We start from the raw sequence: 13,717 nt of genomic DNA, 5'->3' as shown, positions 1-13,717 counted from the left end.
AAACAGAAGGAGACGCAACATGGCTGTCCTTGCTCCCCGCTCCAGCTTCGTCACCATCTGGTTCGTGCTCGATGCGGTGCTGGCGCTCTTCCCGCCGGTCTATTGGCTGGCGGGTGCTCCCACGCCGCTCATCGCGGGCATTCCTTGTTCCATCGTCTATTTCGTGCTGCTCACCGCCTTCATCTGCGGCAGCCTGATCGCGGCTTATGTCGACGATGAGAAGCGCGGCGCCTTTGGGGCCGGCGTTCCATGAGTTTCACGACCATCATCGTGGGGGCGGGATCGGCAGGTTGCGTGCTCGCCAACCGGCTCTCGGCCGATCCGGCGCGACGCGTGCTGCTGCTGGAAGCAGGCCGCGCCGCGCCACGCGATTCCGACATCCCCGCGAACTGGCCGGCGATGTTCAATACCCATGTCGACTGGGGCTATTACACCGAGCCGCAGGCGGGCTGCCGCGGCCGCCGTCTCTTCTGGCCGCGCGGCCGCATGGTCGGCGGCTCCGGTGCGCTCAACGCCATGATCTACATCCGCGGTCTGCCGTCGGATTACGACGGCTGGGAAGCTGCCGGCTGTACCGGCTGGGGCTGGCGGGACGTGCTGCCCGCCTTCCTCAGATCCGAAGGCAATCAGCGTCTCGGCAACGGGCCGCTGCATTCGGCCGATGGCGAACTCATCGTGACCGACCCGGCCTATATCGACCCGAATGAGCGTCTCTGGCATCAGGCGGCGCAGGCCGCGGGGCTGCCGGACACTCGGGATTTCAACGGCGAAAGCCAGCTCGGTGTCGGCTGGTTTCAGCTCACCGTGAAGAATGGCGAGCGCTTCGGCACCGCCAAGGCCTTCCTGCGCCCGGCGCTGGAGCGACCCAATCTCACGCTACGCAGTGGCGTCGTCACCACCCGCCTTCTCATCGAGCGGGGCAGGGCGCGCGGCGTCGCCATTCTCGACCGAGGCGTCGCGGAGGAGATCCGCGCCGATGAGGTGGTGCTCTGCGCCGGCAGCATCGGCTCGGCGCAGCTCATGCTGCTGTCAGGCATCGGCCCTGCGGATGAACTCGCCGCCGTTGGCGTGACGCCCGTGCACGATCTGCCGGGCGTCGGACGCACGCTGCGCGACCACATCAACATTCCCATCACCTTCGCGGCCCGCGCGCGCATCGGCATCGGCGGCATGACGGGCGCGGAACTTGATGCGGCAACCGCGGAATGGCTGGAAAGCCGCAGCGGCCCGCTCACCACCTGCTGGGCCGCTGCCGGCGGCTTCGCCTGTTCCAGCCCCGAGGTGACGGAGCCCGACATCCAGCTCTACGGCGCGATTTCGGGGCATCGCGACCATGCCCGCTATCTCGGCGCCGGCGCCGGCGTCACCCTGCATGCGACGCTGCAACGCCCGAAGAGCAGCGGCACCCTGCGGCTGCGCTCCGCCGATCCGCTGGAACACCCGATGCTCGATCCGGCCTATTTCGCCTCTGATCCCAGCGGCTATGATCTGGCGATCATGACGGCGGGCGTGAAGCTTAATCGGCGCATCGCGGCGCAATCGCCCCTGCGGGAGGTTCTGAGTCACGAGATCACGCCGAGCGCGGAGGCGGTGACGGACGAAGCGATCGCCGAATTCATCCGTGGCCATTGCACCACGCTCTATCACCCCACCAGCACCTGCCGCATGGGCACGGATGCGGGCGCAGTGGTGGACACGGCGCTTCGCGTCCACGGCATCGAAGGGCTGCGCATCGCCGATGCCAGCGTCTTTCCCACTATGATTTCCGGCAATACCAATGCGCCCACCATCATGGTGGCAGAACGCGCGGCGGTCTTCATGGGCGCAGGCGCGCCCGCACAGGAAAAGGCAGCGGCGTAATGGCTCGGAAAATCGGCTTCGTCTGGCACGAACGCTATATGTGGCACAACACCGGCATGGCCGCCGGCTCCATGCCAGCGGGTGGCTTTCTGGAGCCCGACATCCACATCGAAAACCCGGCGGCCAAGCGTCGCATGCGCAACCTGTTGGACGTCACCGGGGTGCTCGATCATCTCACCAGCATCAAGCCGCGCCCGGCGACGGAGACGGAGGTGCTGCGCATTCACACCGAACCCTATATTGCCCGTGTCAAGGAGATGAGTGCGCTGGGCTTCGGCGATGGCGGGGAGCTGGCCCCCATTGGCAAGGATTCCTGGGAGATCGCACTTCTTTCCGCGGGCGGCTGCATCGAAGCCGCCGATCGGGTGTGGACGCGCGAACTCGACCAAGCCTATGCGCTGGTGCGCCCGCCGGGCCATCATGCGGAGCGCGACCGGGGGCGCGGCTTTTGCCTGCTCGCCAATGTGCCCATCGCCATCGAGCATCTGCGCCACAGCTACGGGGCAAAACGCATCGCGACCGTCGATTGGGACGTGCACCACGGCAACGGCACGCAGTGGATCTTCTATGACGATCCCGGCGTCCTCGCGATCTCGCTGCATCAGGATCGCAACTATCCGCGCGAGTCCGGCGGCATCGAAGAACGCGGCGCGGGGGAGGGGTTCGGCACCACGCTGAACATTCCGCTGCCGCCGGGCTCGGGCCACGGCGCCTATCTCGCGGCCTTCGACCGCGTAGTGCTGCCGGCGCTTGCCCGCTACAAGCCGGACATGATCATCGTGCCCTCCGGCTTCGATGGCTGCGCGATGGACCCGCTCGGTCGCCAGATGCTGGTGACAGACACCTATCGCGAGATGACGAAGCGGCTGATGCAGGCCGCGGACGAGCTGTGTGGTGGCCGGCTGATGTTCAGCCACGAGGGCGGCTATTCGCCGGCTTATGCGCCCTGGTGCGGGCTTGCGGTGATGGAGACGCTGGCTGGCCTGCCGGCGACGCCCGATCCCTTCGTGCATTTCCACACCATGGGCGGGCAGGAATTGCAGCCGTGGCAGGCGGCGGTGCTGGATCAGGTGGCGGCGCTCATTCCCGAGATTCCGGGGTAGTCTGCGCACGGGGCTGCGCCGCCTGCAGCGCCGCGTGCAGCGCCTGGAGCTGGCGATTGAGCGCCTGGATCTCCGGCACCGTCATGCCGGACTGGGCGAGCAGCGTCTGATTGAGACAGTCGCTCTCCTTCAGGGTGTAGCGCCCTGCCGGGGTGAGAAAGACCTGCACCATGCGTTCGTCCGCCTGGCTGCGCCGGCGCTCGACGAGGCCCGCCTGCTCCATGCGCTTGATCGGCGGCGTCACGGTGCTCGATTCCAGGCCGAGACGCTGCGCGATGGCGCCGACCGTGAGTCCGTCCTCCTCTCCAAGGGCGGTGAGCACGAGATATTGCGGATAGGTCAGGCCCATGGCGTCCAGCATGGGCTTGTAGCTGCGGTTCACCTCCAGGCTGGTGGCATAGAGGGTGAAGCAGAGCTGGTCGGTGAGGGGCAGGGGCATCGTCGGCCTCGGGGTGACAGTTTGGAGACTCTACTACGGATAACCTTATCGCGATAACAATTTGCTTGACGGCAGATCTGCGCGGCGATAGGGATATCGATATCGCGATAATGACTGTCGCGGCAGTTATCCGTTGTAAGAATTATGTCTTTCCTGCAATGGAGCTTCTGCGCTCTTCTAGCCGCCCCCCGCGGGGCGGGAAGAACGACCGCTCGGCAGCATGAATTGCGTCATCACAGGAGCCAGTCCCATGAGCAGCGGTTTTGTCACAACCTCCGACGGCACGCAGATCTTCTACAAGGATTGGGGATCGACGTCGGCGCAGCCGATCGTCTTCCATCACGGCTGGCCGCTCAGCGCCGATGACTGGGACGCGCAGATGATTTTCTTCCTCAACGAAGGCTTTCGTGTCATCGCGCATGACCGGCGCGGCCATGGCCGCTCCACCCAAACCGACACCGGCAACGAGATGAACACCTACGCCGCCGATGTCGACGCCCTGTCGACGCATCTGGGCCTCGAAGGCGCGGTGCATGTCGGCCACTCCACCGGCGGCGGTGAAGTCGCGCGCTACGTCGCGCAGTATGGCGTCAAGAACAAGGTGGCGAAGGCCGTGTTGATCGGCGCCGTGCCGCCGATCATGCTCAAGACCGAGGCCAATCCGGGCGGCTTGCCGCTCGAGGTCTTCGATGGCTTCCGCAGCGCCCAGGCCGCCAACCGCGCGCAGTTCTTCCTCGATGTCGCGAGCGGCCCCTTCTATGGCTTCAACCGGCCAGGTGCGCAGGTCTCGGAAGGCGCCATCCGCAACTGGTGGCGACAGGGCATGATGGGCGGCACCAAGGCCCATTACGATTGCATCAAGGCCTTCTCGGAGACGGATTTCACCGAGGATCTGAAGGCGATCACCGTGCCGACCTTCGTCATGCATGGTGAGGACGACCAGATCGTGCCGATCGCCGATTCCGCGCTGCTCGCGATCAAGCTGCTGCAGAAAGGTGAGTTGAAGACCTATCCGGGCTTCCCGCACGGCATGGCGACGACCCAGGCCGATGTCATCAATAAGGACCTGCTGGCCTTCATCCGCAAGTAAGACGAAAAGGGGCGGCACCTTGCGGTGCCGCCCCTCATTTGAGGCGCGTCGCGTGGCCTCGGCTTATTCCTGCTCGGGCGCCGGCGCGGAGTTGAGCTGGATATAGTTCTCGAGACCGATGAGCTTGATCAGGTCGAACTGCCGCTCCAGGAAATCGAGATGCTCTTCCTCGTTCTCGAGGATGGAGGCGAGCAGATCGCGCGAGACGAAATCCCGCACGCTCTCGCAATAGGCGATGCCTTCGCGCAGGTCCTGCGTCGCCTTCAGCTCGATGTTGAGATCGGCCTGCAGAATCTGCTCCACCGTCTCCCCCACCTGGATGGCGTTGAGGCGCTGCACGTTGGGCAGGCCGTTGAGGAAGAGGATGCGCTTGATCAGCTCATCCGCGTGCTTCATCTCCTCGATCGACTCGGCGTATTCGTGCTTGCCGAGCTTGGTCACGCCCCAATGCTGCAGGGTGCGGGCGTGCAGGAAATACTGGTTGATCGCCGTCAGCTCGTTGGTGAGCTGGGTGTTGAGATGTTCGACGACCTTGGGATCGCGCAGCATCCGGTCCGTTCCCTCTTCTGTGTGATGAAGCCCGGCCGGAATGGCCGTGTCCCGTGCTTATCGCCTGGATGGAGGAGGGCGATCAAGCAGGCAGGGCCGTTTCAGGCACCCTGAAGGCTGCCGGCCGCAGCCTCGTCACCCCGGATGAGATGCAGCATGCGCTTGATGCAGTTGCCGCATTGGGCGCGGCAGCCGCAGGCGGCATAGACCTCGCTCGGCCGGGTCGCCCCGGCGGCTTCGGCTGCGGCTTTCACCTGGCGGTCGGTCAAGGCGTTGCACAGACAGACATACACGAGGCGGCGCTCCGTAGGCTGCAATTGCGAGTGACTTGCAGCCTCATAGCGGATCGCGGCGATTGAAGTAAATGAGAATTATTCTCATTTTTGCAGCGGCCGCATGCACGCGGCGCAGAGCCTGCCGCGCGCCGGCTTGCAGGGCGGCCATAAAAAAGGCCCGGACGCTGCTGCGGCCGGGCCTTTGGGGAGACAGAGGGAAAGCCGCCGATCAGTCGGTCAGCGCATCTGGCGACAGCACCATGCAGGGGGTGCGGCCATGGATGGCCTGGCAGGCGCTGACGGCGGCGTTCTGCGACAGGCCGGCGAGGCGGGCCCGATACAGCGTGCGCTGCGAGACCTGCACCGGCATGACGATGGTATGGGCTGACGCCAGTTGCACCCGCTCGGCATGGCGCGCGGTGTCGATCGCGTGGCGCGCGTCGCCGGGCGACCCATAGGCGCCGACCTGGATGCCCCAGCCGCCGCTGCTGCTGCCGCCCATGGTGGCGGGCAGGGTATCGGCTTCGGCCGGCGCAATCAGATGCAGGCCGCGGTTCGGCCGGGGCTGGTAGGCCGCGGTCGTCGGCTGGCCCATCTCGGCCGCCAGATCCTGCGTGCCGCCGGGGCCGATGATCTTCGGCTGGTAGGTCGCCGCCGGCACATAGGCCGGGCGCGGCGCAGGTGCCTCGGTGTTCTGGGCCAGGCGCGTGCCGGCCGGCACGGCCGCGGCGGGCGCCTGGGGCGATTGATAAGCGGGCGCCACCTGGAAGACGGGCTGGCGGGCGGGCAGGGGCGCCGGCGCGCTCGCGACCGGGCTCGCTTCCACCACGGCCGGCTGATAGGCGAGCTGCGCCTGGGCCTGCGGCGAGGGCAGGGGCGCGGTGGTGACGGCGGCCATCTGCACGGGTGCGGCCGGAACGGCGACGGGCGCCGGCTCGTCATGCGCGACCATCAGATCGGCGGGGACGGCACCGCCGCCATTGGCGACGAGGGTTTGCCCGTGCTGGGCGACCTGCTGGGCGTTGAGCGCGTCCGTCGCCGAGGAATCGGAGTCTTCGTTCATCGCCACCATGGCGGGGGCGCCGCCCTGGCGCGCCGGGCCGAGGGTGCCGGTGGCGGAGCCGGCCGTCACCAGGCCGCCGCCGGTCTCGGCGAGGGTCGGGCCGGTGCTGACGGCGCCGCCATTATAGGGTGCGGCGCTCGGCGCCGTCATGCTGTTCATCGCGAACTGGTCGGCCGGCGAACGCCCGGTCGGCATGTCGCCCTGGATGTGCGGCTCGATCATCGCGAGATAGTGGGTGGTCTCGGAGGGCAGGGGCCGCCCGTCCGTCAGATACTGGTTGAGGCGCTGCGGCCCCGCATTATAGGCGGCGAGGAAGCCCGGCGAGCCGAAGAGGTCGTACATCTCGCGCAGATAGGCCGTGCCGGCCATGATGTTGTCGCGCGGATTGAAGGGATCGTCCCCCAGGCCGTACTGCGCTTCCAGCTCCTGATAGGTCTGCGGCATGAGCTGCATCAGCCCCATGGCGCCGACGGGCGAGGTGACGAGCTGGCCGTTGATGTAGAGGTTGCCGCCGGATTCGACGTGCATGACGTTGCGAATCCAGCTCTGCGGCACGTCGAAGCGGCGCGAGGCCTCGACGATGTAGGGGCCCCAGGGGTCGGAGGGCGGGCCGGGCGGCGCATAGTCACCCCGCGCATTGTATTTGTATTCGCTCGCCTGCTGGCTGGCCGAGAGATGCGTGTTGTGGCTGGCGCAGGCGGCGAGCAGCCCGAGCACGGCGAGACCCCCGACGAGCCGGGCTTTCACCATGAGGCGGTGGGCGATGCTCGCGCCTTCGGGCCGGGAGCTGCCGGTCACATCTGCGGGAGCGTCGGGCGGGGTCACGGCAGCCTCCGTCGTGGCGCGGCCATAGGGCCGTTGAGTCACGACGGCCAGCGGCCGCCGTTTCCAAAGATTGCTTAATCCTGCTGGTCAGGAATGACCACTAACGCACTAATGCAAGACGAAGTTTGGTGCAACACGAACCCGCTGCTTTGGGGATCGTCCCTATCCAAAAGATTGCATAGAATGCAGAATGCTCCGGCTTTGGTGAGGTTTCGCCGCATGTTCACATCTTCGCGCTATCGGGCGCTGCCCGGGGTCGCCGCCCTCGGCCTGCTGGCCGGGCTGCTCGGCGGTTGCGCCGGGACTCCGGCGCCGCAGGCGGTGGCGCCGCTCGCGAGCACCGGAGCGGGCATGGGCGGCACCGTCGCGGCGGTGCGCCCGGTGCCGACGGCGGCCGCCGGGACGGAGGGGCAATTGCTCGCGGCCCTCGGCCAAGCCCAGACCGTGTCGGCCCCGGCGCAGTCGGAGGTGCTGGTCCGCACCGATGACGGGCAGGTGCTTTCCGTGCTCGTGCCTGCGGCCGAAGAGGTCGCCCCCGGCGCCCGCGTCGTCGTCCTGCCGGGCGCCCCCTTGCGCCTCGGCCGACCCGGCCTGACCGCCCCGGCGAGCTGACCCGCCCGCACTCCGCCGAGGCCGGGCCGCGGCGGCCGCGCGGCAGGGCGGGTGAGAGCGCGGTTGCCGCCAGCGGGCGGATCGGCTATCGGCGCCGCACATGAACGCCATTTCGGGTGCCCATACCTTGACCGCTGCCGAAGCCGACAAAGGCTTTGCGATCGATCTGCGCCATGGCCTCAGCTTCTGGGACCGCAACGCCATGGCCGTGCAGGACGTGGTGCGCGGCGTCGGTCTGCTGCGGCTCGCCCTCATGCTCAGCTGGCTCGACATCCGCCTGCGCTATCGCGGCTCGGTCCTCGGGCCCTTCTGGCTGACGCTCTCGACCGCCGTCATGGTCGGCGCCCTCGGCTTCGTCTACGCCTATCTCTTCAAGACGCCGATCCGCGACTACCTGCCCTTCCTCGCGCTGTCGCTCACGCTGTGGAACTTCCTCTCCGCGATCGTGACGGACGGCTCCACCGTCTTCACCCAGGCGGAAGGCATGATCCGCTCGATGCGGGTGCCCTTCTCGCTCTACATCTACCAGCTGCTGGCGCGGAACCTGCTGATCTTCGGCCACAACGTCATCGTCATCGTCGTCGTCTTCATCGCCTTCCAGACGCCGGTGAGCTGGGCGGGCCTCGCCGCCATCCCCGCTCTGCTGCTGTGGATGCTGGATGGCGCGGCCGTCGCCCTCATGCTCGGCGCCCTCTGCGCCCGCTTCCGCGACATCCCGCCCATCGTCAGCAGCGTGATGCAGATCGCCTTCTACGTCTCGGGCGTGATGTTCAAGCCGGACATGCTGGGCCACCGCAGCCGCTTCCTGCTCTACGATCCCTTCTACAGCATCCTGGAAGTGCTGCGCGCGCCGCTGCTGGGCGCCCTGCCGAGCCGGGACACCTATATCAGTGCTCTCGGCTTCTCCGCCGCCCTCTGCCTCGTCGGCTGGCTGCTCTTCATGCGGGTGCGCCACCGCATCGCTTTCTGGGTGTAAGGACCATGGCAGCGCGTATCGAGGTTCACGACCTCCGCATCGACTTTCCGCTCTATCACGGCCAGTCCCGCAGCCTGAAGAAGAGCCTGCTGGCCCGCGCCAAGGGCCGGCGACGCCTGCAGGAGAATGCCCAGCACCGGCTGGTGGTGCAGGCCCTGCGCGATCTCAGCTTCACCCTCGAACCGGGTGAGCGCCTCGGCCTCGTCGGCCATAACGGCGCCGGCAAGACGACGCTGCTGCGCGCCCTGGCCGGCGTTTACGAGCCGGTGGGCGGCAGCGTGCGCATCCAGGGCTCGCTCAACGCGCTGCTCGACCCCAACCAGGGCATGAACCCCGAGCTGACGGGCCGCGAGAACGTGGCCTTGCGCGGCCGCTACCACAATCTCGACCGCCCTGGCGTCGAAGCCCTGCAGGAAGACGTGCGCGCCTTCGCCGAACTCGGGGATTTCTTCGACCTTCCGGTGCGCATCTACAGCTCGGGCATGATCATCCGCCTCGCCTTCGCCATGGCGACCGCCATCCGCCCGCAGGTGCTGCTGATGGACGAGTGGTTCCTGGCCGGCGACGCCGCCTTCCGCGAGAAAGCGCGCGAGCGGCTGGAGACGATGGTGCGCGGCGCCGACATCCTGGTGCTCTCCACCCATCTGAACGACATCGTCCGCTCCTGGTGCACCCGCGTCATCTGGCTGGAGGATGGCCGCGTGCGGGCCGATGGCCCGACGGCCGAGGTGATGGAGGCCTTCGCGGGCCCGGCACCCGCCGTGCCCCTTTTCCCCGAAGCCGCGCTCAGCTGAGCCGAAGGCGCCCCGCCGGGGCGCCCGGCTTTTCGCCCCCCGGCTCTTGCCCCCCGAGAAAATTCCGCTAAGCACAGCCCATGCGCCACTTTCTGGATTTCGAGAAACCTCTCGCCGAACTCGAGAACAAGATCGAGGAGTTGCGGCGGATGCCGGGCCCCGAGGGCTTGAGCATTGCCGATGAGGTTGCGCGCCTGTCGGAGAAGGCGGATCGCCAGCTCCGGACGCTCTACGCCAAGCTCACCCCCTGGCAGAAGACGCTGGTGGCGCGCCACCCCGAGCGGCCCCGCGCGCTCTCCTACATCGCGGCGCTGATCTCCGACTACACCCCCCTCGGCGGGGACCGTGCCTTCGCCGAGGATGCCGCCATCGTCGGCGGCATCGGCCGCTTCGAAGGCCATGCCGTGATGGTGCTGGGCACCGAGAAGGGCACGGATACGGAAAGCCGCATCAAGCACAATTTCGGCAGCGCCCGCCCCGAAGGCTACCGCAAGGTGCGCCGCCTGGTGGAGATGGCCGGCCACTTCAAGCTGCCGATCCTGAGCTTCATCGACACTTCCGGCGCCTATCCGGGCGTGGACGCGGAGGCGCGCGGCCAGGCGGAAGCGATCGCCCGCGCGATCGAGGCGGGGCTTGCCGCCCCCGTGCCCTTCATCGCGACGGTGATCGGCGAGGGCGGCTCGGGCGGGGCCATCGCCCTCGGCGCCGCCGACCGCGTGCTGATGCTGGAACATGCGATCTATTCGGTGATCTCCCCCGAGGGCTGCGCTTCCATCCTGTGGCGCGATGCGGCGGCCGCTCCCATGGCCGCGGAAGCGCTGAAGCTGACGGCGGACGACCTGCGCCGCTTCGACCTGATCGACGCCGTGATCCCGGAGCCGCTGGGTGGTGCCCACCGCGCGCCGGAGGAGACCATCCGCGCGACGGGCGAGGCGATCAGCCACGCGCTGGCGCCGCTGCTGACCCAGACGCCGGAGGCGCTGAAGGCGCGCCGGCGCGAGAAGTTCCTCGCCATGGGCCGCGAGGGCCTGGCCTGAGCGGCACCGCCCCCGGTCGTGCGGGGCGGGTCTTGCTCGACGGGGCGGCTTCATGGAAGGGTTAACGCCGCTGCGGCGGCGGGCCGTGGTCCGGGGAGCGTGACGAGATGACCATTGCCGCCGTCACCTGCATTCGGGACGAGGCCGACATCATCGAGGAATGGCTGGCCCATCACCTCGCCCTCGGCATCGAACGCATCCACGTCTTCGACAATGGCAGTGAGGACGGCACGCGGGCGCGGGTCGAGGCGATCGCCCGGCAGGAGCCCGGCGTCACCGTACAGTCCTGGGCGCCGCCCTCGGGCGAGCCGCAGCAGGCGGCCTTCGCCGCCGGCCTGGAACTGATGCGCGCCGAGAACGACGTCGAGTGGTGCGCCTTCATGGATGCGGACGAGTTCATCGGCAACGGGCGGCGGGACCCGGCGGGGGCCGCCGAGCGCTTCGCGGATTTCCTCGCCCGCCACGAGAGCCATTGCGCCATCGGCATGAACTGGGCGATCTACGGCAGCTCGGGCCATCAGACGCGGCCGCCCGGCCTCATCCAGGACAATTTCCTGCACCGTGCGCCGGATGATTTCTCGGTGCATCGCCACATCAAGTCGATCGTGCGGCCGCGCTTCACCATGGGCGTGCACCACGTGCACGGCTTTTCACTGGAAGCGCCGTATGTGAATGCGGCCGGCGCGGAGATCGTGTGGCGGACGCAGGAGCATGGCGGCCCGGTGCCCCCCTTCGCCTATACGGAGACGGCGCCCTGCCTCGATGAATGGCGGATCAACCATTATTTCTGCCGCTGGCGCGGCCGGTGGGAGGAGAAGATGCGCCTGTCGCGCCTGCGCGCCGTCTTCTGGCGCTCGGAGCAGGATTGGGTGCATCATGACCGCAACGAGGTCTTCGACGACACGCCGCTGCGCCTGACCCCCGCGACGCGCGCGCGGATGGAGGCTTTGGGTGTTGATTCCGTGGTTCTTAGCTAGCAAGAGGTTGGTCTCCTGATGCTAAAGAACGTTTGGACGGATATAGTCACCAAACTGTTCGGTAAAGATCGACAGAGGGTCGTAGACTCGGCAACGCTCACCGCTGAAAGTGCTGTCGGCGGATCGTCTTTAAGCGATGAGATAGTCGATGTTGTTATAAACGTATATGGGAAGCCGTGGCAAACAGCTGCAACGATCGCCACTCTTCTAGAAAAAAGTGGTCATCATATCAGGAAAATATTCCTTCAGGTTGAGGTGCGGCAGCCTCATGATGTGAACATGGATGGGTTGTTGCAGACATTTGCGGGTGCAAAATTTATCCATCTTCATCCCAAAATTTACGTCGGCCTTGAACCATCCCGTGATTCAGACTTGTCAGACACAGACTATCGTCGATCCATTCGTTACCAATATGGATGGGAGACGAGCGACGCGGAGTTCTTGTTCATTTCTCACAACGACTGCATTTTTCACAGAGATGTGGTTGGTGATATGCTGGACCTTCAAAGGAAAAATAATTTCGCAGGCGTTGGCATGATCGGTCAGTGTTGGAATTGTCCGGCTCATCGAGCGCAGAAGTGCGGAGGAGAAAAATACGACCAGTACAGGCCCAGCTATGAAGAGGCTTTAGAAGTTGTAAGAAAATACCCCTCCCCGCGGACCGAGGAAGGCATAATCGACCGAGAGCATCCGATGCCTTTTCCGGAATGCCGACTTAATGAATTCGCCTGCCTTATCGATATGAAACAGGCACGATCTCAAACAATGCCTGTTGGAGACATCCCGCCCTTTGGTGTTATGACCAATGACGTGGGCACTCACTGGTTTCGGCAGATGGTTCTTCGTGGTGCGCGCTTCGGTCACTGGTTCGAGGGGCTTGAGCACGCACCTTTCAGCCCCTCCGGTAACGGATTTTCGGCTGACTCTAACAAAGGCCATTATGTGGCTTCTGAACAAAATGCAGAACAATACTTAGTAAGACTGTACCCTGATATCGCTTCGAGACTGGGCCAAGAGCTTAAACGGCCCTCGGCATTGGCTGAAGCGAGTTTCACTGAAACGCCCAAATATGTTGTTCTGTTCAAAGCACATCAATGGAACGAATTTGTCCGTGTGCAGTTTGAGCGTCTTCGTGAGCGAGTGGGCGGAGGGGACATAGTAATCGTCTTCACTGGCGAAGAATGCAGATCCGATCAGTACGACGGGGTCGTGCCCTTTGAACATTACGTCGGTGCCGACCTTGAACGCATAGGCCTCGTGAATGGGGGGTATCACAGCACGTGGTGGTACAGTAAAGACTATCCGTTGTATTTGTTTTTCGAAAAAAATCCCACCTATCAATACTATATCATGTTTGAATTCGATGTGGTGGCGAAAGTTGACATCGACGAAGTTGTCAGGCGGGTCGCGCAGGAGCAGGCTGATTTTGTAGGGCTTTCTGTTGCTGAACCCATGGAAAGATGGATTTGGAGTTCCACTTGCGACGGGACTTTTAATCGAGAGGAGGTCAAGGGTTATTATCTGAATTTCTCGATACTATCAAAACCTGCGGTGGAGCTTTTGCTTCAGTGCCGCCAAAACGAGGCAAAAAGATTCAGTGAGGGGGACATCGCTTCTATCCCCTTTAGTGAAGCTTCTGTGCCAACTAATCTATCGCTTAAGGGATACAAGATACTTTCACTTCGGTCGCTAGGCTCTACAACCTATTATGGCTGGGATCCTCAGCTCCGCGAAGATCAACTGATGAATGTCACGGAGCCGGCTTTCGTCCATCCTGTTTTACCATCGACGGCCTGAATAATATGCGCCAGAAGATGTAGCGGGCAGATGTCTTTATGACCCTGAGATACGAACGATCCAGCGTGGTGCAGAGTGGCAGTTGCAGTTCAGTTGGCCGGTATAGAGTTCCTGGATCATTATCAGGAAAGAAACGCACAGTCGGTTCTGTGGTCACAACTCTCCCGTAAGGACCGTTGCCCACAGCCTGGCCCGTCATTTATCTTCGGTGGGTTTCCCGGATATCTAGCGCCTAGTCTTTTTTCCGAACTCGATGTCGATGCTGTTGGCACATACACGATCCGTCAGGGTCGGGTGACGTCCGATGGTGTCTTGCTGCA

14 protein-coding genes are annotated in these 13,717 nt (G+C 64.9%); 10 read left to right on the top strand and 4 right to left on the bottom strand.

Going from position 1 to position 13,717, the window contains the following annotated elements; all coding sequences use genetic code 11:
* The first annotated feature begins 19 nt into the window (after positions 1–19).
* The 3 genes from ACYQ6W_RS02640 to ACYQ6W_RS02630 are packed head-to-tail and all read left to right on the top strand — an operon-like array spanning position 20 to position 2,963.
* A complete protein-coding gene (locus tag ACYQ6W_RS02640; protein ID WP_459673395.1) occupies positions 20–253 on the top strand; it encodes a hypothetical protein in 234 nt (77 codons plus the stop codon).
* Positions 250–1,860, top strand: coding sequence for a GMC family oxidoreductase (locus ACYQ6W_RS02635; RefSeq protein WP_459673393.1), 1,611 nt, complete (start codon positions 250–252; stop codon positions 1,858–1,860). The genes ACYQ6W_RS02640 and ACYQ6W_RS02635 overlap by 4 nt, the downstream gene beginning before the upstream one ends.
* Positions 1,860–2,963 carry a class II histone deacetylase gene (locus ACYQ6W_RS02630; RefSeq protein ID WP_459673392.1) on the top strand — a complete coding sequence of 368 codons (1,104 nt, stop codon included), beginning with the start codon at positions 1,860–1,862 and terminating at the stop codon, positions 2,961–2,963. Before ACYQ6W_RS02635 ends, ACYQ6W_RS02630 begins: the two co-directional genes overlap by 1 nt.
* Here ACYQ6W_RS02630 and ACYQ6W_RS02625 read toward each other — a convergent pair.
* The gene (locus ACYQ6W_RS02625) at positions 2,941–3,402 is read right to left on the bottom strand and encodes a MarR family winged helix-turn-helix transcriptional regulator (protein WP_459673391.1); all 462 of its coding nucleotides are present in this window, start codon (positions 3,400–3,402) and stop codon (positions 2,941–2,943) included. The genes ACYQ6W_RS02630 and ACYQ6W_RS02625 overlap by 23 nt on opposite strands.
* Positions 3,403–3,652: 250 nt before the next feature.
* On the opposite strand from ACYQ6W_RS02625, the gene ACYQ6W_RS02620 reads away from it, so the two are divergent.
* The gene (locus tag ACYQ6W_RS02620) at positions 3,653–4,492 is read left to right on the top strand and encodes an alpha/beta fold hydrolase (protein WP_459673390.1); all 840 of its coding nucleotides are present in this window, start codon (positions 3,653–3,655) and stop codon (positions 4,490–4,492) included.
* Between the two features lie 63 nt (positions 4,493–4,555).
* Here ACYQ6W_RS02620 and bfr read toward each other — a convergent pair whose 3' ends face one another.
* The 3 genes from bfr to ACYQ6W_RS02605 all read right to left on the bottom strand — a co-directional run bounded on the left by bfr (position 4,556) and on the right by ACYQ6W_RS02605 (position 7,129).
* Positions 4,556–5,041: a bacterioferritin gene (bfr, locus tag ACYQ6W_RS02615; RefSeq protein WP_459673389.1), complete on the bottom strand. Its 486-nt coding sequence runs from the start codon at positions 5,039–5,041 to the stop codon at positions 4,556–4,558.
* A 101-nt stretch (positions 5,042–5,142) separates the two neighbouring features.
* The gene (locus tag ACYQ6W_RS02610; protein WP_459673388.1) at positions 5,143–5,334 is read right to left on the bottom strand and encodes a (2Fe-2S)-binding protein; all 192 of its coding nucleotides are present in this window, start codon (positions 5,332–5,334) and stop codon (positions 5,143–5,145) included.
* Between the two features lie 211 nt (positions 5,335–5,545).
* The gene (locus ACYQ6W_RS02605) at positions 5,546–7,129 is read right to left on the bottom strand and encodes a lytic transglycosylase domain-containing protein (protein WP_459673441.1); all 1,584 of its coding nucleotides are present in this window, start codon (positions 7,127–7,129) and stop codon (positions 5,546–5,548) included.
* A 294-nt stretch (positions 7,130–7,423) separates the two neighbouring features.
* Between ACYQ6W_RS02605 and ACYQ6W_RS02600 the strand changes: the two genes are divergently transcribed.
* The 6 genes from ACYQ6W_RS02600 (at position 7,424) to ACYQ6W_RS02575 (ending at position 13,397) form a co-directional block, all read left to right on the top strand.
* Entirely contained in the window at positions 7,424–7,816 is a 393-nt protein-coding gene (locus ACYQ6W_RS02600) for a hypothetical protein (protein WP_459673387.1), read from the top strand.
* Positions 7,817–7,916: 100 nt separating this feature from the next.
* Entirely contained in the window at positions 7,917–8,792 is an 876-nt protein-coding gene (locus tag ACYQ6W_RS02595; protein ID WP_459673386.1) for an ABC transporter permease, read from the top strand.
* Positions 8,793–8,797: 5 nt separating this feature from the next.
* On the top strand, positions 8,798–9,586 hold the full coding sequence (locus ACYQ6W_RS02590) for an ABC transporter ATP-binding protein (protein ID WP_459673385.1): 789 nt from the start codon (positions 8,798–8,800) through the stop codon (positions 9,584–9,586).
* A gap of 80 nt (positions 9,587–9,666) precedes the next feature.
* Positions 9,667–10,623, top strand: a complete 957-nt coding sequence (locus ACYQ6W_RS02585; RefSeq protein ID WP_459673383.1) for an acetyl-CoA carboxylase carboxyltransferase subunit alpha — start codon at positions 9,667–9,669, stop codon at positions 10,621–10,623.
* A 107-nt stretch (positions 10,624–10,730) separates the two neighbouring features.
* On the top strand, positions 10,731–11,600 hold the full coding sequence (locus ACYQ6W_RS02580; RefSeq protein ID WP_459673382.1) for a glycosyltransferase family 2 protein: 870 nt from the start codon (positions 10,731–10,733) through the stop codon (positions 11,598–11,600).
* Positions 11,601–11,618: 18 nt separating this feature from the next.
* Positions 11,619–13,397 carry a hypothetical protein gene (locus ACYQ6W_RS02575; RefSeq protein WP_459673381.1) on the top strand — a complete coding sequence of 593 codons (1,779 nt, stop codon included), beginning with the start codon at positions 11,619–11,621 and terminating at the stop codon, positions 13,395–13,397.
* Positions 13,398–13,717 lie beyond the last annotated feature (320 nt).

It is taken from the genome of Acidisoma sp. 7E03, from assembly GCF_054665075.1.
This window is presented reverse-complemented; position numbering and strand designations above follow the sequence as displayed.

Excerpts from the sequence above, each read along its gene's own strand:
- ACYQ6W_RS02590 (WP_459673385.1), top strand. The coding sequence starts at position 8,798 with ATGGCAGCGCGTATCGAGGTTCACGACCTCCGCATCGACTTTCCGCTC.
- ACYQ6W_RS02595 (WP_459673386.1), top strand. The coding sequence starts at position 7,917 with ATGAACGCCATTTCGGGTGCCCATACCTTGACCGCTGCCGAAGCCGAC.
- ACYQ6W_RS02635 (WP_459673393.1), top strand. The coding sequence starts at position 250 with ATGAGTTTCACGACCATCATCGTGGGGGCGGGATCGGCAGGTTGCGTG.
- ACYQ6W_RS02640 (WP_459673395.1), top strand. The coding sequence starts at position 20 with ATGGCTGTCCTTGCTCCCCGCTCCAGCTTCGTCACCATCTGGTTCGTG.
- ACYQ6W_RS02625 (WP_459673391.1), bottom strand. The coding sequence starts at position 3,402 with ATGCCCCTGCCCCTCACCGACCAGCTCTGCTTCACCCTCTATGCCACC.
- ACYQ6W_RS02580 (WP_459673382.1), top strand. The coding sequence starts at position 10,731 with ATGACCATTGCCGCCGTCACCTGCATTCGGGACGAGGCCGACATCATC.
- ACYQ6W_RS02620 (WP_459673390.1), top strand. The coding sequence starts at position 3,653 with ATGAGCAGCGGTTTTGTCACAACCTCCGACGGCACGCAGATCTTCTAC.
- ACYQ6W_RS02605 (WP_459673441.1), bottom strand. The coding sequence starts at position 7,129 with ATGGTGAAAGCCCGGCTCGTCGGGGGTCTCGCCGTGCTCGGGCTGCTC.
- ACYQ6W_RS02630 (WP_459673392.1), top strand. The coding sequence starts at position 1,860 with ATGGCTCGGAAAATCGGCTTCGTCTGGCACGAACGCTATATGTGGCAC.
- ACYQ6W_RS02585 (WP_459673383.1), top strand. The coding sequence starts at position 9,667 with ATGCGCCACTTTCTGGATTTCGAGAAACCTCTCGCCGAACTCGAGAAC.
- bfr (WP_459673389.1), bottom strand. The coding sequence starts at position 5,041 with ATGCTGCGCGATCCCAAGGTCGTCGAACATCTCAACACCCAGCTCACC.
- ACYQ6W_RS02600 (WP_459673387.1), top strand. The coding sequence starts at position 7,424 with ATGTTCACATCTTCGCGCTATCGGGCGCTGCCCGGGGTCGCCGCCCTC.
- ACYQ6W_RS02575 (WP_459673381.1), top strand. The coding sequence starts at position 11,619 with ATGCTAAAGAACGTTTGGACGGATATAGTCACCAAACTGTTCGGTAAA.